The sequence below is a fragment of the Pseudomonas sp. AC355 genome (assembly GCF_979258205.1).
The window spans coordinates 4,455,700-4,476,596 of the sequence record NZ_OZ409843.1 but is presented as its reverse complement, the minus strand read 5'-3'; the positions used below and the strand labels follow the sequence as shown (position 1 = coordinate 4,476,596).

Here is a 20,897-nt window from a genome sequence, read left to right as displayed (position 1 = left end):
CCCCTGAGGCCTCACCCAATCCGCAATCGCCCCCGAGTATCGCTGCGTTCCACCCAGGCTAGGGGATTAGCGCTGCCTGTTAGCCTGTGGTTGAGCGCAGCGATACCCAGGAGGTACTTCTGTAAGGAAGGCGAGCGGGTAGTTCGAGGTCGGCCGGCACCGGCAGAAACACCACGTGGCCTTCACTGAGGGCTAACCATGGTGCTGCGGGAAACAACTGGGCGATACAGCGTGCCAGTTGCCGCCCCGCGCTGCGTTCCTCGCGCAGCCCGATACGCCCGCTCATCGCCGGTACCACAGGCGGAAGAAGCCCAGCCCGAACAGCAGGGCGATCTGCATCATCGCCACGCACAGTTGCAGGAACGACTGCACGGAGCTGTTGGCTGCTGCATCGGTCACGCCGGTCAGCGTGTTCCAGAACGGCTCGGGCAACAGCTGCAGGCCAAGCTGTGCGAAGGGCCAGCCGCTGAGCATCAGCAGCTCGATCCAGTCGAAGCGGCCGATGAACATCATGGCGATCAGCAGCACGCCGGCAATGCACAGGCCAAGGGCGAAGCAGGCGGAAAATTGCAGTAAGAGGCGCATAGCAGTCTCCAGGGGGCGTGCGAGCCGCACGCCCCGGCAAGGTTGATCAGAGGGTTGGCTGGGTTTCGCTGGTGGCTGGGCGGCCCACGCCGTACCAGTCCAGCTTGCGGGTCAGCACCATCACGCAGCCCAGTACGCCAAACACCAGCAGCGAGCCCATCAGCAGGGCGTAGTCTTCGGCACCGAGCAGGCCGTAGAGCAGCCCGTACAAGGCCGCCAGCAAAACGCCAAAGGCAGCACCACGCGACCAGCTACGCAACACGCTGCTGACGTAGAAGGTGTTCAGCGCCACGCAGCCCAGAGCGGACAATCCATAAGCAATGGCGAACCCCAGATGCTCGGACAGCGACAGCAACAGCAGGTAGAACAGCGCCAGCGACAGACCTACGAGGGCGTACTGCACCGGGTGCACGGCCAGGCGCTTGAGCACCTCGAACAGGAAGAACACGGCGAAGGTCAGGGTGATGAACAGCAGCGCGTACTTGATCGCCCGGTCGGCCTTGAGGTACTGGTCGACCGGCTCGATAAAGCTCACCCCGAAGGACCGGCTCTGCATGGCCGAGCAGGAGCCACTGACACAACTGCTCAAGGCATCCTGCATGTCGGTGGCGAAGAAGCTGGTCTGCCAGTTGGCGGTGAAACCTTGCTCGGTCACTTTGCGCTGGCTGGGCAGGAACTCCCCGACGAAGCTGGGGTGCGGCCAGTCCGAACGCAGGGTGACCTGGCTTTCGCGGCCGACCGGGGTGATGCTCAGTTGCTCGGTGCCCTGCAGTTTCAGGTCGAAGGCAAAGGTGTAGGCCTGCTCGTCACGGCTGTCACGCGTGGGTAGCGGTACGTGTACGCCACTGCCGAAACTTTCGTCGCCGCTGCCCGGCTCGAAGCTCAGGCTGGTGCCGTTGAGCTGCAGCTTGAGGTCATTGCCGATGCCCCGCACATCGCTGATGCCGACTGCCACGAAAGGATCGCCGAAACGAAACGCCTCGACGTCGCTGACACCGTAGTTGGCCGGAACCCGAAACTCGCCGCTTACCTTGCTATCGCTGTGATACAGGCGCGCCTGATAGATACCGCGATAACGCAGCTCGGTGCGCACGTCACCATCAAGGCTGAAACGCTCCGGCAGGAAGTACAGGCGGCCCTGCTCGATCGATTCCTCCTGATAACGCTCTTCGCTGTCCTTGCGGGTTTTCCAGGTCAGCACTCTCTTGCGATAGGGCACCACCAGAATCGGCCCGGTGATCTGCTGGGCGTAACTGGAGCTGCGGGCGATATCGCGCAGCACGTCGTTGCGCAGGTTCTGGCGTTCGTTGACCAGGCCATCGATCAGCAACAGGGGAATCATCAACAACAGAATCAGCAGGGCAATGGTGCCCAGTTTCAACATCAGGCTTCGGTTCATGGCACAGCGCTCCGTGCAGTTGGGATGCACGCAGTCTGGCCACGCCCCGTGGAGGCAGCGTGGAGTGAATATGGAGATTGTGTGGCAATTGTGGGAGCCGCCAGGCGCCTAGCGGCTCTAGCGGGAACCCGCTTGCCGACGACCCACCATCAGGAAATCCAGGTGATCACAGACCTCTGGCGAGGGCGAAATTCACTCACCGCGGATGTACTGTTCCAGATGCTGAATCAGGTCTTCCTGGGCGCTGATGATGTCCTTCACCAGGTCACCAATCGACAGCAGACCGACCAGCTGACCATCGTCAACCACCGGCAGGTGGCGAAGCCGGTTGCTGGTCATCAGTTCCATGCAGTGTCGACTGTCCTCCGTTGAAGTCACGGTGATCACCTTGCTGGTCATGATGTCACTGACTTTCATGTTGGCCGGAGAACGCTCCTGCACAGCCACCTTGCGCACATAGTCGCGCTCGCTGACGATGCCAGCCAGGCGCTCGCCCTCGAGCACCACGAGGGAGCCGATGCCTTTTTCGGCCATGAGCTTCACGGCAGCGAACACGCTACTTTCGGGAGCGACACTGTACACGTTGGAAATGGGCTTGCTTTTCAATACTTCGGCGACGGTTTTTTTCATGCGCGTTCTTCTTGTATCGGAAGATTGACGGGCCATGAGCATAGCTAAACAACACGCGTTTGTGCACGGTTAACGGCAGCGGGTCACAGCATCAGCGTGGAAACGTCAGGCACACCTGCACACCAGCCTCGACGTTGGCGATACTCAGCGTCGCGTCATGCAGATCGGCCACTTCCTGCACGAAATTGAGCCCCAGGCCGGTGCTCTTGCGTCCGGTAGCCGGCCGCGCAAGCGAATAGAAGCGCTCGGTCAGACGCGGCAACGCATAGTCGGGAATCGCCGGCCCCTGGTTGAACAAACGCACCTGCAGGTGGTTATCGTCGCTTTCGGCCGAGAAGCGGATCAGCCCGCCCGGAGGCGTGAAGTCCAGGGCATTGTCGAGCAGATTGGCCAGCGCCTGGCGCAGCAAAAAATGCTCGCCTGGCACTGCGTGGCTGGCCGCCACAAGGTTATCCACACGCAGGGCGCTGCGCTCGATACGCGCCATCTGCGCCTGCACGAGGCTGTCGATCAGCGGCTGCAGCGGTACCGCCACGCGCTCCTCCAGACCCTGGCGCTGCTCGACCTGAGCCAGATGCAGCAGGCGCTCGATGAGGTTCTGCAAACGCTCACCTTCCTCGGCGATATTGGCCACGAAACGCTGACGCTGGGCTTCGGGCATATCGGTTTCCAGCAACTCGGCTGCGCCACGGATCGCCGCCAGGGGGCTTTTCAATTCATGGGTAAGGGTATGCACGTAGCGCTCGACGTAGGCCTTGCCCTCCAGCTCGGTGCGCATGCGCTCCACCGCCTGGGCCAGTTGCCCGAGCTCACCACCGCGCACCGAGGGCAACTCTGCTCTCTGCCCCTCGCTGACCGCCTGTGCATAACGGGTCAGGCGACGCAGCGAACCGCTGAGCCACCAACTGAGTAGACCGCCGATCAGCAAACCCAAGCCGATCAGCCCAGCACCCAGCCAGCCAAGGCGCCGCTGTGACCGCTCGATGTAAGGCTGCAGCGTACGATTCGGCTTGGCCACCGACACCACGCCGAGAATGCGCCCGCCGTCGATGATCGGCGCCGCCACATACATCACCGAAGAATCCGGATCGCTGGGATCTTCGCGCGTCGAGCGCACACCGTAGCGCCCCTGCAGCGTCAGGTAGACGTCGTTCCAGCGCGAGTAGTCCTGGCCCACCGCCAGGCCGCTGGAGTCGAGCAGCACGACGCCCTGATCATCGGTGACGTAGATGCGATGGTTGACCTGGTTCTTCGGTACGCCCCAGATCTGCGCCTGGGGCTGACGCAGCCCGTAGGCCTTGAGCAGTTCGGGCAGTCGACCCTGGGTCAGGTGACCTGACTTGACGTCTTCACGGAGAATCTCCGCCAGTAGGTGCGCGGTGTCGACCAGGGTCTCCTCGGTGGACTGACGCACGCCAGGGCGGATTTCGTCCATCACCGTGCTCAGCACGAACCAGCCGGACAAACCGACGAACAGGAAATACACCAGGAAGATACGTACCCCGAGCGGCATCAGCGAAACTCCTGAGAGGTGAGCATCGGCCTACTCCAGCTTCAGGCTGTAGCCCAGGCCACGGTGCGTCTGGATCGGCTCGGCCTGGGGCGCGATCTGTCGCAGCTTGGCGCGCAGGCTCTTGATGTGGCTATCGATATTGCGCTCGTAACCGGCCTCCGCCGCCACTCCCAGGGCGTCGAGCAACTGCTCGCGGCTGAACACCCGCTCCGGCTGCCCGAGCAGGCATTGCAGCAATTGATACTCCAGTCGGGTGAGACTCAGCGTTTGTCCGTGGTAATCGATACGCACCCGCTCGCTGTCGACCCGAAACGGCCCTTCGGCTGGTTTGGCGGGCGCCTGTCGAGGGCTGACTCGCTTGAGAATGGCTTTGACCCGCGCCGCCACTTCACGGGGGCTAAAGGGTTTGACCACGTAATCGTCGGCGCCAATTTCCAGGCCCACCACACGGTCGATTTCATCATTGCGCGCGGTGAGGAACATCACCGGCACCTCGGAAAAGCGCCGCAGCCGTTTGCAGGCTTCGAAACCACTGATATCCGGTAGCCCAACATCGAGAATCACCAGATCGAAGGCCTCACGCTCCAGCAGCGTCAGTGCTTCACCGGCCAGGGTCGACCAGCGAGTAGCGAAGCCCTCGGCTTGCAGGGCGTACACCAGGGTATCGGCAATTGCGGCTTCATCTTCGACGATCAGGATGGTCGCCATGGTGGCATCCTTGCGGCACGTGGGCTGCGGAGCCTGCGTGAGCACACTGTCCTCGTCAATAGTCAGTACCTCGAACGGCTATACACAAAAGGCGTGGATCAATCTGTGGATAAGCTCGGCATGAAGCGCTGCAGCCCTCGAAAACAGGAACCTACAGCCCTGAGATCATTATTTGATCAACGACTTACCCACAGACATATTTGGGGCAAGCCACTGTAATCAAAGAATTTTAGTCAATAGATAAATGCATCTTTCGCATCATGTATCGGTGCACAATTTACGTGGACGAAGCTGTGGATAATCCTTGTATGAACGTCGCTACACCACGCAGTACGCTGCCTGTAAAGCGTTGTACGTTTTATGACCAGCGAAGGTAACCCAATGAAAATAGGCAAGAACTTCAAATTTACCCACTAAGCCGCTCTGCGAACGCCAAACCACCTACATAGCTATACACAGTTGCGGTGGAGTAATCTGTGGATAAGCCTTGGAAAGCAATGGCCAAGGCATAGCTGGCGTGGCCTGCAAGAAACTGATCATTATTCGAACAGCCCTTTCGCCCCCCTTGTAACCGGCTGTATTCCCTTGACTTCATTGATCATTCAGATGACTGAATAAGCCCTGAGCAAGCTTTAGTGTCATGCACAGTTACCGTGGATGAATCTGTGGACAACCTTAGGAACAGTCGCTGCAGGCCATAGTAGCTATGGCCTGCAGCGCGTCGATCACTTTTCGAGCAACAGAACTCGCACCATCAATCCACTCGGAAACGCCCAGTGTTCTGCGCCAGGGTCTCGCTGCCTCGGCGCAGTTGCTCGCTGGCGTTGCTGACCATCCGCGCGCCGTCAAGCAGCGCACTGGCCGCCTGGTCGACCTGCTGGATATTGTGGCTGACCTCATCAGCGGTAGCGGCCTGCTGCTCGGCAGCCGTAGCGATCTGCGCCAGGCGATCGCTGACCCGTTGTACCGACTCGACGATGCCATCGAGATCCGCACTCATGGCCAGCACATTGCCCACATCGCCTTCGGCCTGCTGCATGGCCTGCTCCATTTCGGCGACCGATTGGCCGACCACCTTGTGTAGATCGCCCACCGTCTGAGCGATTTCCGCCGTGGAGTTCTGGGTGCGTTGCGACAGCGAACGCACCTCGTCGGCGACCACGGCAAAGCCGCGACCCTGCTCGCCCGCGCGTGCGGCCTCGATGGCAGCGTTGAGCGCCAGCAGGTTGGTCTGCTCGGCGATGCCCTTGATCACGTCGACCACTCGAGTGATCTGCTCGGTCTGCTTGCGCAGTTGCTGCAGGGTGGTCGCGCTTCCCGCCAAACGACCACTGAGTTCACGCATGCTGGCACTGGTACGGGCGCTGCGCTGGTTGCTCTGGTTGGCGATCTCACGGGTCTGACCGGCTTCCTGAGCGGCCTGCTCACAGCTCTGCGCGACACTCTGGGCGGTAGCCGCCATCTGTGTGGCCGCCGTGGCGATCTGGCTCATCTGCGCCTGCTGCTGCTCGACCGCGGCCAAGGAACTGCTGGCCTGGTTGCCGAGACCCTGAACCGTCTGGTCGAGCTGCTGACCTTCCCGGCCGACGCCCTGCATCGAGTCGCGTAATTGGGCGACCGCGCTGTTCAGCGCCGTAGAGATTGCAGCCAGATCGTCGGCACCGTGTACCTGCATGCGAACCCGCAGATCACCGTCGCGCAGGCCTTCGGTGGCCTGGATGATGCCCGTGGTGCTGCGGCGGATCGAGGCGTTGAGGCAGAGCAGCAGATACAGCGCCAGGATGGTCAGCGCCGCGAAGATCAATACGGTTTGCAGCATGTCATGCCGGGCTTGCCCCTGGTAATCACCAAGGCTCGCATTGAACTGCTCGAACACCGCCTGGCGCAGCGCCAGCAGTTGCTCCTGCAGGGTCTGCACGTGCTGCACGAACTGTGCAGGTTGCATCACCATGGGGCTGGCCTCGAACATGTCACGGTCGACCTCGCCGAGGAAGCTCTGCAGACCCTGCTCGGCTTGTGCGAAAGGCTGCTGCAAACGAACCATGGCGGTCGCCGAGGTGCGCTCCAAAGCAGTGCGCGCTTTAGCCATCTGCGCACCGGATTGTTCCAGCGAGCGGCGCAGGTCACGTACCAGCACGCGGTTCTGCAGAGTGAAGTGCTGTGCCACCAACGAGCCGTAACCCTGGCTGGCGAAACTGCCGAGATTTTCTGCCAGGCGCGGCAGGGTAAATGTCAGTTGCTCCATCATCAGATAAGTATCGAGATAGGGGTCGAGTATCAGCCCGCTGTCGGTGGCAACCAGCTCACGTAGCACCACCAAACGCGAGAGGGTGTTCTGGTAACGCTCCAAGGCATCGAGCAGCGCCATTTTACCCAGCACGCTCAGATCCAACTCAGCCAGCGACGCGCGCAACGCGTCCAACTGGCGCTCGGTTTCTTCGCTCAGTGGAGTCAGTTTCAGTTGCTCGGAGGCTGCGGCCAGAGCCTCGCCGAGCTTGCTGCTGCGCTCACGCAGCAGGCCTTCGGCAGCCTTGTCGTTGCCCTTCCAGCGGGCCAGCAGAAAGCGCTGTTCGAGTAGCTCCTGCTCAACCGCACCAAGCGCATTAACACCTTGCATGCCGTCAAATTCGCGGTTCAGAACCTCGATGCGTTCCAGGCTGGCACTCAATATCACCCAGAGCGCATAGCCCAGCGGAATGACGAACAGTACGAACAGCAACTGGAACTTGCGGGCAAAACTGACGCGCTCCAACACGCGTACACCCGGCTTGAGCAATCCCCACATATCCCACCTCGAAACAGGTGCCACAGACACACAACGCTGTGGCAATGTGCCATTTCGAGGCAAGAATCACACCGGATAACCAATAATGGAAGTGCGGACTAGTGATTCAACACTTGGGCCGCTCGGCGGTATAGCGATTGGCTGGATCGATGGCGGCATCCAGCGTGCGAATGGCACTCGCGCCGATCAGCAAGGGATAGTCGAAATGGCTGCGATCAGTCAGGTTGACCTCGATGGTGCGCTTCTCCTCGCCCAGGCAGATGTCCATATCGACTACCGGCCGCGAGGAATACGATGGCTCGTCGGAACCACCCTCTTCAGCACGGTTCTTGATCTCGGTGACACGGGCCACGGGCTTTTCGAAGAGCTGGTCGTCAGCCTCGTCAATGGCCAGACGAAAGCGTACCCAGTCCTCACCATCACGCTGGAATTGTTCAATATCGCGGGCCGACAGCGATGCGGTCATCGCCCCCGTGTCCATCTTGGCCTTGAGGGTCTGGCCGATCTGCGGCAGTTGGATGTACTCGTAGCGACCGTACAAGGTCGGTTGATTGGCCATTGCCGGCAGAGTAACGGCAACTGCCAACAGAGCTAGAACGGTTTTCACGCGTGAAAATCCTTATGCTGAATAGACAGCATTGGGACTGATTCAGGCGTGGATGGTTCTAAAAACCTACCTAGGCAATATGTGTTCGAAGCGGCGCCTGAGGGGCCGCAACAAGGCAGAAGCGGCCGGTGGATGCAGAGCTTTCTTTTTGTAGGAGGGGCTTTAGCCGCGAGCTCTATTGAAGAGCAAAGAGCTCGCGGCTAAAGCGGATCGCCGCCCGGCCCCTCCCACAAGATCGCGACCGGCCGCTTCTGCCTTAAAGCGCCTCTGGCCGTCGCGCTACAGCACTTGACGCAGAAACGCCTGTGCGCGTGGATCCTTCGGTTGCGCGAAGAACTCTGCAGGCGGTGCGTCTTCCAGCAATTTGCCGTGGTCGAAGAACAACACGCGATCCGCCACTTCACGGGCGAAGCCCATTTCGTGGGTAACGCAGACCATGGTCATGCCTTCAACGGCCAGTTGCTTCATCACGTCGAGCACCTCACCGACCATTTCCGGGTCGAGGGCCGAGGTCGGCTCGTCGAACAGCATCACCTTGGGATCCATGCACAGGGCACGGGCGATGGCCACACGTTGCTGCTGGCCGCCGGACAGCCGCGACGGAAACTCGCCAGCCTTCTGGCCGATGCCGACCTTGTCCAGCAACGCACGGGCCTTGGCCTCGCGCTCGGCCTTGCCACGCTTACGCACCACTTTCTGCGCCAGACAGAGGTTTTCCAGCACGGTCATGTGCGGGAACAGGTTGAAGTGCTGGAACACCATGCCGACTTCGCGGCGGTAGGCGTTGATATCGGTTTTCGGGTTGGCCAGGTCAAGGCCGTCGATGCTCACCGAACCTTCATCCAGTTCTTCCAGGCCATTGAGGCAGCGCAGGAAGGTCGACTTGCCGGAGCCAGACGGGCCGATCACCACCAGCACTTCACCGCGCGCCACCTGGGTGGTCACACCGTCGACGGCGCGAACCTGCTGGCCTCGGGCGTCGAATACCTTGATCAGATCACGAACTTCAATCACTTTGCGCAAGCCTCCGTTCCAGGCGGTTGGCGATCTGCGACAACGGCAGGTTGATCACCAGATAGAGTGCGGCCACGCAGAACCAGATTTCGAACGTGGAGAACGAGGTGGTAATGGCTTCGCGGCCGCTCTTGGTCAATTCGGTGATGGCGATCACCGAGACTAGCGAGGTGTCCTTGACCAGGCTGATGAACTGCCCAGCCAGGGGTGGCAGTACACGCTTGAAGGCTTGCGGCAGAATCACGTGGCGCATCGACTGCGCAGCGCTCAGCCCAAGAGAGCGAGCCGCCTCGTCCTGACCGCGGACGATGGACTGCACGCCGGCACGCACGATCTCGCCCACATAGGCACCGGTGAACAGCGCCAGCGCCGCTACCCCGGCGAACTCTCGGGACAGATCGAGCACGGTGCCGATGAAGAAATAGAAGATGAAAATCTGCACCAGCAGCGGCGTGCCGCGTACCAGCTCGACGTAGACCGTCGATAGATGACGCAGCGTCGGATTTGCCGAAAGCCGGCACAGGCCGGTGATCATCCCTATCAACAGGCCGAACACACCCGCCGCCACGGATATCCACAGGGTCGTCCAGAGCCCCCAGAGCAGCGGCCCGGCGGCCCAGTGACGATTGACGCCGATAACATCGCCCTCGGCTACATCATCACCTTCGCTGAACTGCAGGCTGTCGCTTGCCACGCTCAGTTGCTGCTGCTCACCGCTTTCGCCAAGCAGCGTGACCAATGCATCGTCACCCTGCCGGCTGACGCTCTCGACACGGCTGTAGTCAGCCGCCCGCTGCGCCTCTTCAGCGTGATAGGCGAAGTACTGGGGAACGCGATTCCAGCGCCACTCATAGGAAATCAGCGAGGTGGAATACCAGATCAGCAAGGCGCCCACGACCAGGATCAGACCGGTCAGTAGGTGCCAGGGCCACTGGGCTTTCTTCTGTTTAGCCACGGCGAGTGTCTACCCATTGAGTTGCAAACATGACAGCGCGCGGACAAGCCGCGCGCCGGGTGTAGCGAAGCAGAGCCGTAGAACCGGTTCACGATCTCGCGAGCTAGAGCAATGCAAGGCCTAGGCGGCCCCGCAAAAACAGGCGAGGAAGCGGAGTGTACTTTTGTACATGAGCATTACTCGCTTTGCTCGCTCCATTCGGAGCCGCACTAAAGTGCGTTAGCCGCAAGCGGCTTTCCGAGCCTGTTTTCAACGCAGCAGGGCCGACGCGCAGCAGATCGTGGGCTGGTTCTGCTTACTCCATGTCTTTGAGCCAATTGGTGCTCTTGAACCACTTGGCATGGATACGATCGTAGGTGCCGTCTTCGCGGATCTGGTGCAGCCAATTGTTGATCCAGTTGATGCTGTCGTAATCGCCCTTCTTCAGGCCGAAAGCCAGCGGCTCGAAGGTGAAGGGCTCGTCGAGGAACACCAGCTTGCCGGCGCCGGCCTTGTTCACCGCAACGACGTTGTACGGCGCATCGTAGATGAAGGCATCGGCCTTGCCGTTGACCACGTCCATCACCGCTTCCTGCTCGTTGTCGAAGCCGCTGTACTTGGCTTGGGCGATCAGCTTCTTGGCGACCATCTCACCGGTGGTACCGATCTTCGAGGTGATGCGGTAATCGGCGCTGTTCAGGTCTTTGTAGCTCTTGACCTTGTCTGCCAGCTCCTTGCGGATCAGCAGGGTCTGGCCGACCACGATGAAGGGCTCGGAGAAGTTGATGCGCAGGTTGCGCTCCTGGGTCAGGGTCATGCCCGAACCGATCATGTCGAACTTGTCGGTCAGCAGTGCCGGGATGATGCCGTCATAGGAGGTGGAAACCAGCTCCAGCTTGACGCCCATGGCCTTGGTCATGGCTTTGAGCAGGTCGACTTCAAAGCCGATGATCTCGCCACGCTTGTTGGTCATTTCGAAGGGCATGTAAGTCGGATCCATGCCCACGCGCAGGGTACCGCGCTTGACCGCGTCGTCGATGACACCAGCCTGAGCGAGGCCGGTGAAGGCGCAGATGGATAACAACAGTGAGGCGACAAGCTTTTTCATTCTTGCTCCTGAGGGGCAGACAGTTATAAGAGCTTGCTCAAGGTCTAGCGAGCTAGAGCAATGCAAGGCAAAAACAGGCGAGGAAGCGGAGTGTACTTTTGTACATGAGCATTCCGAGCCTGTTTTTAACGCAGCAGTGCCGACGCGCAGCAGACTTTGAACAAGTTCCAGGCGCCCGGAGTGGGTCACGCACCGTACTGGTGCAGATGACAGGCCATGGGCGGAAGGCGGCGCGGCATGCTAACCGTGATCGACGTAGATAGCGAGATATCAACGCCTGATCAGCGACAAACAGTGCCAGCCAGCGGCGAACGAGAAGGCAAGAAGCAGGCCAGGCAGTAGCAGAGACTTCAGGTTTCCAGCAGGAAGGTTACCGGGCCGTCGTTGATCAGGTGCACCTGCATGTCTGCGCCGAAACGCCCGCTGGCAACCTGTGGATGCTGCGCGCGGGCCTGTTCGAGCAGATGACCGAACAGCGCCTCGCCCTGGGCGGGCGGTGCGGCGGTGGAGAAACCAGGGCGCAGGCCGCTGCGGGTGTCGGCGGCCAGGGTGAACTGGGAAACCAACAACAGGCCACCACCGACATCCTTGAGCGACAGGTTCATCTTGCCCGCCTCGTCACTGAACACCCGGTAATTGAGCAGCTTGTGCAGCAGCTTGGCGCAACTGGCTTCGCTGTCCTGCGGCTCGACACCGACCAGCACCAACAGGCCTTGGTCGATGGCGCCGACGGTTTCTCCGGCGACGTCGACCCGGGCGCTGGCGACGCGCTGCAGCAGTGCCTTCATGCTTCGTCCGGAGCCAGGTCGAGCAAGCGATGGGCAATCTCGTCGGCGGCGCGCACCAGCGCATCGGCGATGCCTGGTTCGGCGGCCGCATGGCCTGCCTCGCGGATGATCTGCAGTTCGCTGTTGGGCCACGCCTGGTGCAGCGCCCAGGCGTTATCCAGCGGGCAGATCACGTCGTAACGGCCATGCACGATAATGCCCGGCAGATGGGCGATCTTCGGCATGTCGCGCAGCAGTTGGTCGGGTTCGAGGAAAGCATCGTTGACGAAATAGTGGCATTCGATGCGGGCGATCGACAGCGCGCGCAGACTTTCGGCAAAGCGGTCGACCACCTGCGGGTTGGGCCGCAGCGTGGCGGTGCGCCCTTCCCAGCACGACCAGGCCTTGGCCGCGTGCATCTGGGCGATCTGGTCGGCGCCAGTCAGGCGCTTGTAGAACGCCTGCATGAGGTCGCCCTGCTCCTCGGCGGGAATCGGCGCCAGGTAATCCTGCCAGTAATCGGGGAATAATCGGCTGGCACCCTCCTGGTAGAACCATTTGAACTCCTGCGGGCGGCATAAAAAGATACCGCGCAGGATCAACGCATGCACCCGATCCGGGTGAGCCTGGGCGTAGGCCAGCGACAGGGTCGAGCCCCAGGAACCGCCGAACAGCACCCACTTGTCGATACCCAGGTGCTCACGGATACGCTCCATGTCGGCGACCAGATCCCAGGTGGTGTTCTTCTCCAGGCTGGCGTGGGGCGTGGAGCGGCCACAACCGCGCTGATCGAAGGTGACGATGCGATACAGGTTCGGGTCGAAGTAGCGACGGCTCGCCGCATCGCAACCGGCGCCAGGGCCACCATGCACGAACAGCACCGGCAGACCATCCGCCGAGCCGCTCTCATCGACATAGAGAACGTGCGGGGCGTCTACCGCCAACTCGTGACGGGCGTACGGTTTGATCTCCGGGTACAGCGTCTGCATGGTGCGCTCCTGAGGAAGATTTGAGGTAGGCTCGGGCCGCCCGCACGTCGAACGGGCTGTTGCGCTCGTCCGGGCATCATAACCATGAAAAAGGAATTCAGCATGCCGATGCGGAAATTTGCCCTGCCCCTGCTGTTCGCCCTGCTACTGGCCGGGTGCCGCACAGACGATGACCCACAGGCTTCGCTCGAAGCAGCCGTACAGCAGTTGCAGGACAACCTGGAGGCAAAGAAGACCGCTGCCGTGCTCGATCAACTGCACGGCGAGTTTCTCGCCCAGCAGGTCAATGATCGGGACTGGGCGAAACGCACCATGACCTTGCTGTTCCTGCACCACAACAACGTCAAGGTACTCGCGCTGAGCAAGAACAGTCGTATCGATACGACTTACCGCGACAAAGGCTACACCGACGCGCAGGTGGCGTTGACCGGCGCCGAGGGGTTGATCCCAGACAGCGCGCGGCATTTCAGCGTGAAGCTCGAATGGTGGCAGGACGACGGCAAATGGAAGCTGGCAAGGCTGGAGTGGGAGTGAGGCAGAAAGCAGTCCCTTAGCCTGAGTAGAGCGCAGCGATAGCCAGGAAGCGATCCCGGGTGTCGCTGCGCTCGACCCGGGCTACCGAGAGCTATCTCACTCTGCCGGCTTGGCACCTTCACGCCAGATCAGCTTGTCGGTGTCATAACCTTGGGTACGGGCAACAGAGAGCAGCTCGTCGCGAACTTCATCGGAAATTTTCGGGGTACGCGAGAGCAGCCACAGGTACTTGTGGTTCGGATGGCCGACCAGTGCGGTTTGATACTCATCATCCAGATCCAGCACCCAATACTCGCCCTTGCTCACGCCCGGCAGCAAACGGCTGAACCAGTTGTCGAAGGTCACCCAGAGCTTGTCGGTCTTGCCCTCGACCTGAGGTACGGCGCGACCTTCGACCTGCTGCCACTCGCCGTCGGCATTGCGGCAACGATTGGTCACCGAGACGCTGCCATCGTCCTGCAGGCCGTAACGCGCCTCGGACTCAACGCAGTTGCGCTGGAAGAACATCGGCAGCCGCGCCACTTCGTACCAAGTGCCCTGATAGCGCTCGAGGTCGACCGACTCGACGGTCTTCGGTGGCGCCACGCCAGTGCCCGAATTGGCACAGCCGACCAACAGTACGGCGCCCAGCGCCAGGCAACCCATCGCAAACTTATTCATCACTTCAACCCTTTGGCAGAGAACATCATTACCTTGTCACCGGCGTACTGCACGCTGATGAAGCTGACCTGGTCACCCCAGGTGCAGCTGGACATGCCCAGCGCGCCGGAACATTCCGTCGCGGTACCGAGCAAGTCTTCGACCTCTGCCTTGGTCATGCCCGAGTAGAGTTTGGCGTAATTATCCTGATTGACCTTGCCGCAGGCCGCCAGAACGACACAGGTCGCCAGTAGCACGAGAGAACGCAAGCGCATGAGGGGTAACTCCAGTAGTCCAGTTGTCACATGCCGGTTCGACGTCAGAAGCTCGAGCCCGGTTCCAGCAGAAAGCGCAACTCCACGTCGGTACTGCTGCGCCCGAGGGTTTCGTTGCGATGGGGGAAGCGCCCGAAGCGCTCGATGATGCGCAGATGCCGTTCAGCGTAGTCGAGAAAGCCGGCGAACAGCTCACGCTCGGCGTCCGCTGCTGACTCGCTCAGCTCGCCGAACAACTGCATGGCACGCAACTGCTGAGGGACGCTCTCGGCGTGCTCGAAAACCAGGTAGATGAATACTCGCTGGATCGACGGCAACTGCCGATCCCAGCCCAGAGTGACGCCTTCCTCAACCAGCGGCTGTGCCAGCGCATCACCGGCAAAGGCCAGCGGCGTGTCGCGGTAGATCATGCGTGGTAGCTGGTCGAGCAGCAGCACCTTGGCCAGCCAACCGCGTGGATCGGCCGACCACTCCTGCAACCCGCCAGCGAGCGCCTGTTCGACCAGCACACCAAAGCGCTCACGCGCCTCGGCATCCTGCTCGTCACGTTTGCCGAACCACAGCGTGTTATGCGCTTTAGCGGCTTCTACCGCCGAGGTCGACTGGCCAAACCACCAATCCAGCAATGGCTGCCAAAGCTGCATCTGCATGATCAGCCCTTGTGATAGCCCGTCACACGTTCGACTTCTTCCTTGGAACCCAGGAATACCGCCACGCGCTGGTGCAGGCCTTCAGGCTGGATGTCAAGGATGCGCTGGTGGCCGTCGGTGGAGGCACCGCCCGCCTGTTCAACCAGGAAAGACATCGGGTTGGCTTCGTACATCAGCCGCAGTTTGCCCGGCTTGGATGGCTCGCGGCTGTCACGTGGGTACATGAACAGGCCACCACGGGTCAGGATGCGGTGCACGTCGGCAACCATCGCGGCCACCCAGCGCATGTTGAAGTTCTTCTTCAGCGGGCCTTCTTCACCGGCCATCAACTCGCTCACGTAGCGGGTAACCGGCTCTTCCCAGTGACGCTGGTTGGACATGTTGATCGCGAATTCTTGAGTAGCCGCCGGAATAGTCATGTTTTCGTGGGTCAGCACGAAACTGCCCATTTCACGATCCAGGGTGAAGCCCTTGACGCCGTCGCCCAGGGTCAGCACCAGCATGGTCTGCGGGCCGTAGATCGCATAACCGGCAGCTACCTGCCGGGTACCTGGCTGCAGAAAGGCTTTCTCGTCGAGGCTGTCGTTCTGAGATATGTACTGATCCGGGCAACGCAGCACCGAAAAAATAGTCCCAACCGGTGCGTTGATATCGATGTTGCTGGAGCCGTCCAGTGGATCGAATACCAGAAGATAGGCACCTTTCGGGTACTTACCGGGAATCTGGTAGGCGTTGTCCATTTCCTCGGAGGCCATGCCGGCCAGGTGACCGCCCCACTCGTTGGCTTCGAGCAGGATGTCGTTGGAGATCACGTCGAGCTTCTTCTGCACTTCACCCTGCACGTTCTCGGTACCCATGCTGCCGAGGACGCCGCCGAGGGCACCCTTGGATACCGAATGGCTTATTTCCTTGCATGCACGCGCCACTACTTCGATCAGGAAGCGCAGATCGGCCGGGGTATTTTGACTACGGGTCTGCTCGATGAGGTAGCGACTAAGGGTAACGCGGGACATGAAGGACTCCGGGAAGGAAGGTAATCGGAAGGAGTTTAACCCTTTCCAGAAACGGGCGCCTCAGCAGCTGGCGACGCAGCGCGCGGCAACAGGCTGCATACACGGTTACGCCCACCACGTTTGGCTTCGTACAGGGCGGCGTCGGCTGCCCGCAGCAATTCGTCGAGCACTTGGCCCTGATCGGGCCACAGTGCAAGACCGGCCGACAGGGTTACCTGACGCACGCCACTACGGGTTTCGATCGGCTTTTTTGCCAGCCCCAGGCATATGGCTTCGAGGCGTTTGGTCGCTTCGAGCGCATCGGCTCCGGGCAGAATCAGCAGGAACTCTTCGCCGCCGATACGAAAGACCGTATCGGAACTGCGCAAGTTCACCAGCAGATGCTGCGCCACGCTCTTGAGCACATCGTCGCCGTCGAGATGGCCATGCTCGTCGTTGAGCTGTTTGAAGTGATCCAGATCGATCAGCGCCAGCGACAAGGGCGCGTTTTCACGCCTGACGCGGGCCAGTTCCCGGCCGAACAATTCGTCCAGATAACGCCGATTGTAGAGACCGGTCAGCGGGTCACAAAGTGCCTGTTCGCGCAACTGCTCGTGCAGACTGGTGATGGTGCGCAAACGCTCCTCGCTAAGGGCCAGCGCCTCAGCCAGCTTCAGCTTGCTGAGCTGACGCTGGGTCACGTCGCGCAGGTAGAGCATCTGCCCCAATATCAAGGTGCCCTGGCGGGTCAGGCGTTCGATGGCGCGCACACGCACCTCGAAGTAAAGCTGCGCTTCAGGCAATGCCAGCAACTGCTCCTGCTGCGTACTGGTTTCCAGCAACAGCGCCTGCAACTCACGGCCAAACACCGGCCACTCCTGCAGCTTGCGGCCTTGCCAGTCAGGATCGAGCCCGCCGAACTTGAGCGCTGCCTGATTGGCCTCGATCACCCGCCCCTGCGTATCGATGACCAGAACAGGGTCAAGCAACGCTTCGAGCAACAGGTGCCGCGCCACCGGGAGCAGGTCGAAAAGGCGCACGCCGAGAATCAACCAGGAGAACGCGACCAGGGTGAAGACGAAACTGAAGGGCGTGGGGTCGACGCCGAATACCACCGCGCCAAAACCTACATAGGCGATATTCGCCGACCAGGGCACCGCAGTAACCAGCACGAACGCCAGGTAATGGCGCCGGTGTACGCCGTGGCTGGTAAGCGCCGCGCGCAGCACCACGCCAAGGCTGAAACTCATGAACAGGTAGACGTACACCGCCGTGGCGTAAAACAGCGGGCCATGCTGATAACGAATCGGCGCGCCCAGCTCGGCAGACACCGGCCCGGTTTCAGCGCCATAGAACAGGCCATGCCACGGGTTGCTCAGCACCACCAACCAGATCAGCACCGGCGCAACCATCAAGCCGAGTACCGAATGCCGCGGCAGTGGCTTGCGTACGCTGCTCACGTACTGCCAGAGAAACACCGACCAGAACGTCGGTACGGAGACGATCCCCGGCCAGGACATGGTGGCCCAGAACAGCTTGCAGTCGGGCGCAACCGATGCGACCTCGAGGCCGGCCATGGCCATCCACCACATGCTCGCCAGGTGCATCAGGATAAAGGTGTCGCGGCCAGGGAAATCCCGTTGATGAATGACCCAACGTGCGAGCAGCACGCCACCTATGCACACCACCGCGGTCAGCAGCACTGCAGCGTTGAATTGCCAGGCTGAATTGATGCAGCCGTTCATGCCTCACCCTCATCTGCCAGGCGACAGCGAACGACGACTGGACATGAAGTGTTGTGGCCTGACCGGCGCGATATGGGGGCAAGCAAGGAAGAAGTTTCCATTCCAACACGGCTCGGGATAGAGGGCAGCGCACAGGGTCTGGCGCAGTATCGCCCATCCAGATTACGAGCCTCTGGGACGACAGATCGGTACGGCAGAACGTGCGCACTAAGATACTGCAAATATCATGCTTTTCAGGAGGTTTTTCTCATTTCGCCGGCCCGAAAATGCGCGCTTGGGGCAACCAACCGGCGGAAGCCTGTTCACAAATTCGCCAACATCGTTATTATCGCGCGCCGCCAACCACGCGAAACCTCTCTAGATGAAAAGCAATCTGATTGCCGCAGCGGAAATAGACCGCCTCGATACCTGGGCGCGCTATACCGCCGACATGTGCCACAGCTGCATTTCCAGCTGCTGTCAGTTGCCGGTCGAGGTACGCATCGCCGACCTGATCCGCATTGGCGTGGTCGACGAATTCGAGCGTGGCGACCCACCGAAGAACATCGCCAAGCGCCTGCAGAAAGATGGCCTGGTCGAGCGCTTCAGCCAGAAGACCGGGATCTTCACCCTGACGCGCATGAGCAACAACGATTGCTACTATCTGGATCGCAAGAGCCGGCTGTGCACCATCTACGAACGTCGCCCGGATACCTGCCGCAATCACCCTAAAATCGGCCCACGCCCGGGTTACTGCGCCTGGCGACCGAAGTAGGTCTGCAACTTCCGGTTACCCGCCTGCTTGAACACCCCGGCGTGCTAGCGCCTCGAATCCTCCAGGCCCGGCTCGCACCGCCACCCGGAGGATTCGCATGCACCACCGCTCACTCATATACCCCGCCCTCGTTGCCCTAGCCCTGCTGACCGGCACTGCGTCGGCTGCCAGCGAACGGCCGGGCTGGCAGGAGCCGCTGCTGGAGCGTTTGCAGATAGTGGCCGCCAAACAGGACGGCGAACTCGGCGTTTATGTGAAGGATCTGCACAGCAACCTGGCCGTAATGCTGCACGCCGAAGAACTCTGGTACATGGCCTCCGGCATCAAGGTGCCGGTGGCCATCGCCGTATTGAGGGGCGTGGAGCGTGGCGACTGGAACCTCGATACCCGCCTGGCACTGGCCGCCGATGACTTCGTCGACGGCGCCGGGAGCACTAATCAGTACGGGCCGGGCGAGCGCCTGAGGGTACGCTTTCTGCTCGAGCAGATGATCATCTACAGCGACAACACCGCCACCGACCGCCTTATCCGCCTGGCTGGCCTGGATGCTGTGAACGCACTGGTCGGCGAACTGGTGTCCGAAGGCTTCGAGCCCATCACCACGCTGGGGGATGTGCGCCGGCATATCTATCGCGAGCTGCACCCTTCGGCGGAGCACCTTGGCGGGCGCGACCTGCTGCGCCTGCGCCAGGCCCGCAAGGATGGTGAACGGCTGGACAGGCTCGCATCGCTGCTCGGCGTGCCACGCAAGGAGTTGGCGCCCATCAGCCTGAATACCGCCTACGCCAACTACTACCGCAGCAACCTGAATGCCGCGCGGCTCAGCGCCTATGGCGAGCTGCTGGAGCGACTGGCCGACGGCCAGGCATTGGGCGCCGAACAAACCAGATACCTGCTCGGCATCATGGGCCGGGTGAAAACCGGCAGCAAACGCATCATCGCCGGCCTGCCAGACGACGCACGCTTCGCCCACAAGACCGGCACCCAGCGCGCGCGCATCTGCGACTCAGGGCTGATCGAGACGCCTGATCGCGGCTCGGCCGAACCGGTACTGATCGTTGCCTGTGTACAAGGCGAACCATCACTGGCCAAGGCAGAACGCAGCCTGCGTCAGGTTGGTGAAGCACTGACCGAGTCCGGCGTGCTGCAACGTGACGCACTCAATTGAGGATATCCCCGTGAAGGTATGGCTGGCTGGTACTGCTCTGCTCGGTTGCGCGGCCGTTTCCCTGTGGCTCTGGGCTGCCCCTCAACAAGACGAACGATTCGACGCACTGCAGCAGCGCCTGAGCGAACTCGATGAGGCATCCCCCGGACGGCTAGGCGTCTACCTGTTACGCCCCGCCGACGGTAGCGAGCTGAACTACCATGCGGATCGCGCCTGGTACCTGGCTTCGGCGACCAAGGCAGCAATAGCCATTGCCGTGCTGCAGGAGGTCGATGAGGGAAACCTGCAACTCGACCAGAAGATCACTCTGGAAGAAGGTGACCGCGTGGACGGCTCCGGCGGCCTGGTCTGGGAGAACGCGGGTGCCCGCTACAGCGTGCGCGAGCTGATCCGCGAAATGCTCCAGGAGAGCGATAACACCGCCGCAGACATGCTGATTCGCGTGGTCGGCGAGGACGCACTAAACCGTCGCATCAACGACGCGGCAGGAAGCGATTTCGGCCAGGTCACGACGCTGCTGCGGGTGCGTCACGAACTGTACGGAAAGCTGCACCCGGACGCCCGCTCGCTGGAAAACCGCAAGATCGTCGAAATTGCCGCTGCACCGCTCGGCCCGCAACGCGTAGAGGCGGTGGCCAATGTGCTCGACCTGAAAATCGATCAGCTCGAGATCAGCGACCTCGATGAAGCCTACACCCGCTACTACGACAGCGGCCTGAACAGCGCCACCCTGGTCGCCTACGGTCAGTTGCTGAGCAAACTGGCGAAAGGCGATCTGCTGAGCAACGACAGCTCGACATTGCTGTACGACATCATGGGGCTGGGTGGTTACGACGCCTATCGCCTGGAGGCTGGCCTGAACAAGGATCTGCCCTTCATACAGAAAACCGGCACCCAGCAGCACCGCGCCTGCCACATGGGTATCGCCAATCCGCAGACTGAAAGCGCTCTGGTCATCGTCGCCTGCGCCGAGGATCTCGATGAGAACGACGAAGCCGGCAAGCTATTCGAGCAAGTTGGTAAGGTGATTCAGGAACTGCTGCTGAACGACGCCCCCAGCAGAGCCTGATCATCGCGCGCTCCAACCATGCAAAAGCGATC

Annotated in this window: 22 protein-coding genes; 4 read left to right on the top strand and 18 right to left on the bottom strand. The window is 61.1% G+C overall.

Features of this window, described 5'->3' with window-relative positions; genetic code table 11:
• Positions 1 to 79 precede the first annotated feature (79 nt).
• The 13 genes from ACZ0AI_RS20855 to pip all read right to left on the bottom strand — a co-directional run bounded on the left by ACZ0AI_RS20855 (position 80) and on the right by pip (position 13,039).
• Positions 80 to 286 (bottom strand): hypothetical protein, encoded by a 207-nt coding sequence (locus ACZ0AI_RS20855; protein WP_463563499.1) that lies wholly within the window; start codon positions 284 to 286, stop codon positions 80 to 82.
• Positions 283 to 585 (bottom strand): hypothetical protein, encoded by a 303-nt coding sequence (locus ACZ0AI_RS20850; RefSeq protein WP_463563498.1) that lies wholly within the window; start codon positions 583 to 585, stop codon positions 283 to 285. Before ACZ0AI_RS20850 ends, ACZ0AI_RS20855 begins: the two co-directional genes overlap by 4 nt.
• Positions 586 to 631: 46 nt before the next feature.
• Positions 632 to 1,984 carry a cell envelope integrity protein CreD gene (creD, locus tag ACZ0AI_RS20845; protein WP_463563497.1) on the bottom strand — a complete coding sequence of 451 codons (1,353 nt, stop codon included), beginning with the start codon at positions 1,982 to 1,984 and terminating at the stop codon, positions 632 to 634.
• Between the two features lie 192 nt (positions 1,985 to 2,176).
• Positions 2,177 to 2,614, bottom strand: a complete 438-nt coding sequence (locus ACZ0AI_RS20840; protein ID WP_463563496.1) for a CBS domain-containing protein — start codon at positions 2,612 to 2,614, stop codon at positions 2,177 to 2,179.
• A 91-nt stretch (positions 2,615 to 2,705) separates the two neighbouring features.
• Positions 2,706 to 4,127, bottom strand: a complete 1,422-nt coding sequence (gene creC, locus ACZ0AI_RS20835) for a two-component system sensor histidine kinase CreC (RefSeq protein ID WP_463563495.1) — start codon at positions 4,125 to 4,127, stop codon at positions 2,706 to 2,708.
• Between the two features lie 30 nt (positions 4,128 to 4,157).
• Positions 4,158 to 4,835: a two-component system response regulator CreB gene (gene creB / locus ACZ0AI_RS20830; protein WP_463563494.1), complete on the bottom strand. Its 678-nt coding sequence runs from the start codon at positions 4,833 to 4,835 to the stop codon at positions 4,158 to 4,160.
• Positions 4,836 to 5,589: 754 nt separating this feature from the next.
• Complete coding sequence (locus tag ACZ0AI_RS20825) at positions 5,590 to 6,180, bottom strand: methyl-accepting chemotaxis protein (RefSeq protein WP_463566273.1); 591 nt, start codon at positions 6,178 to 6,180, stop codon at positions 5,590 to 5,592.
• A 1,546-nt stretch (positions 6,181 to 7,726) separates the two neighbouring features.
• Positions 7,727 to 8,227 carry a retropepsin-like aspartic peptidase RloA2 gene (gene rloA2, locus ACZ0AI_RS20820; RefSeq protein ID WP_463563492.1) on the bottom strand — a complete coding sequence of 167 codons (501 nt, stop codon included), beginning with the start codon at positions 8,225 to 8,227 and terminating at the stop codon, positions 7,727 to 7,729.
• A 279-nt stretch (positions 8,228 to 8,506) separates the two neighbouring features.
• The gene (locus ACZ0AI_RS20815) at positions 8,507 to 9,241 is read right to left on the bottom strand and encodes an amino acid ABC transporter ATP-binding protein (RefSeq protein WP_073263853.1); all 735 of its coding nucleotides are present in this window, start codon (positions 9,239 to 9,241) and stop codon (positions 8,507 to 8,509) included.
• Positions 9,234 to 10,196: an amino acid ABC transporter permease gene (locus ACZ0AI_RS20810; RefSeq protein WP_225835608.1), complete on the bottom strand. Its 963-nt coding sequence runs from the start codon at positions 10,194 to 10,196 to the stop codon at positions 9,234 to 9,236. The genes ACZ0AI_RS20815 and ACZ0AI_RS20810 overlap by 8 nt, the downstream gene beginning before the upstream one ends.
• 295 nt (positions 10,197 to 10,491) lie before the next feature.
• Positions 10,492 to 11,283, bottom strand: coding sequence for a transporter substrate-binding domain-containing protein (locus tag ACZ0AI_RS20805; protein WP_225835610.1), 792 nt, complete (start codon positions 11,281 to 11,283; stop codon positions 10,492 to 10,494).
• Positions 11,284 to 11,633: 350 nt separating this feature from the next.
• A complete protein-coding gene (gene dtd, locus ACZ0AI_RS20800; RefSeq protein ID WP_463563491.1) occupies positions 11,634 to 12,071 on the bottom strand; it encodes a D-aminoacyl-tRNA deacylase in 438 nt (145 codons plus the stop codon).
• Entirely contained in the window at positions 12,068 to 13,039 is a 972-nt protein-coding gene (pip, locus tag ACZ0AI_RS20795; protein WP_463563490.1) for a prolyl aminopeptidase, read from the bottom strand. Before pip ends, dtd begins: the two co-directional genes overlap by 4 nt.
• Positions 13,040 to 13,141: 102 nt before the next feature.
• Between pip and ACZ0AI_RS20790 the strand changes: the two genes are divergently transcribed.
• Complete coding sequence (locus ACZ0AI_RS20790; protein WP_463563489.1) at positions 13,142 to 13,573, top strand: hypothetical protein; 432 nt, start codon at positions 13,142 to 13,144, stop codon at positions 13,571 to 13,573.
• A 96-nt stretch (positions 13,574 to 13,669) separates the two neighbouring features.
• On the opposite strand, the gene ACZ0AI_RS20785 is transcribed toward ACZ0AI_RS20790, so the two are convergent.
• The 5 genes from ACZ0AI_RS20785 to ACZ0AI_RS20765 are packed head-to-tail and all read right to left on the bottom strand — an operon-like array spanning position 13,670 to position 17,874.
• The gene (locus tag ACZ0AI_RS20785) at positions 13,670 to 14,233 is read right to left on the bottom strand and encodes a lipocalin family protein (protein WP_463563488.1); all 564 of its coding nucleotides are present in this window, start codon (positions 14,231 to 14,233) and stop codon (positions 13,670 to 13,672) included.
• Entirely contained in the window at positions 14,233 to 14,487 is a 255-nt protein-coding gene (locus tag ACZ0AI_RS20780) for a lipoprotein (protein WP_042554284.1), read from the bottom strand. Before ACZ0AI_RS20780 ends, ACZ0AI_RS20785 begins: the two co-directional genes overlap by 1 nt.
• 44 nt (positions 14,488 to 14,531) lie before the next feature.
• A complete protein-coding gene (locus ACZ0AI_RS20775) occupies positions 14,532 to 15,131 on the bottom strand; it encodes a DUF924 family protein (RefSeq protein ID WP_463565987.1) in 600 nt (199 codons plus the stop codon).
• An 8-nt stretch (positions 15,132 to 15,139) separates the two neighbouring features.
• On the bottom strand, positions 15,140 to 16,150 hold the full coding sequence (locus tag ACZ0AI_RS20770; RefSeq protein ID WP_463563487.1) for a class 1 fructose-bisphosphatase: 1,011 nt from the start codon (positions 16,148 to 16,150) through the stop codon (positions 15,140 to 15,142).
• Positions 16,151 to 16,185: 35 nt separating this feature from the next.
• Complete coding sequence (locus tag ACZ0AI_RS20765) at positions 16,186 to 17,874, bottom strand: histidine kinase N-terminal 7TM domain-containing diguanylate cyclase (protein ID WP_463563486.1); 1,689 nt, start codon at positions 17,872 to 17,874, stop codon at positions 16,186 to 16,188.
• A gap of 361 nt (positions 17,875 to 18,235) precedes the next feature.
• On the opposite strand from ACZ0AI_RS20765, the gene ACZ0AI_RS20760 reads away from it, so the two are divergent.
• The 3 genes from ACZ0AI_RS20760 to ACZ0AI_RS20750 all read left to right on the top strand — a co-directional run bounded on the left by ACZ0AI_RS20760 (position 18,236) and on the right by ACZ0AI_RS20750 (position 20,865).
• Positions 18,236 to 18,628 (top strand): YkgJ family cysteine cluster protein, encoded by a 393-nt coding sequence (locus ACZ0AI_RS20760; RefSeq protein ID WP_042554281.1) that lies wholly within the window; start codon positions 18,236 to 18,238, stop codon positions 18,626 to 18,628.
• Between the two features lie 97 nt (positions 18,629 to 18,725).
• Complete coding sequence (locus ACZ0AI_RS20755) at positions 18,726 to 19,796, top strand: serine hydrolase (protein ID WP_463563485.1); 1,071 nt, start codon at positions 18,726 to 18,728, stop codon at positions 19,794 to 19,796.
• Between the two features lie 10 nt (positions 19,797 to 19,806).
• Entirely contained in the window at positions 19,807 to 20,865 is a 1,059-nt protein-coding gene (locus ACZ0AI_RS20750; protein WP_463563484.1) for a serine hydrolase, read from the top strand.
• Positions 20,866 to 20,897: the final 32 nt, after the last annotated feature.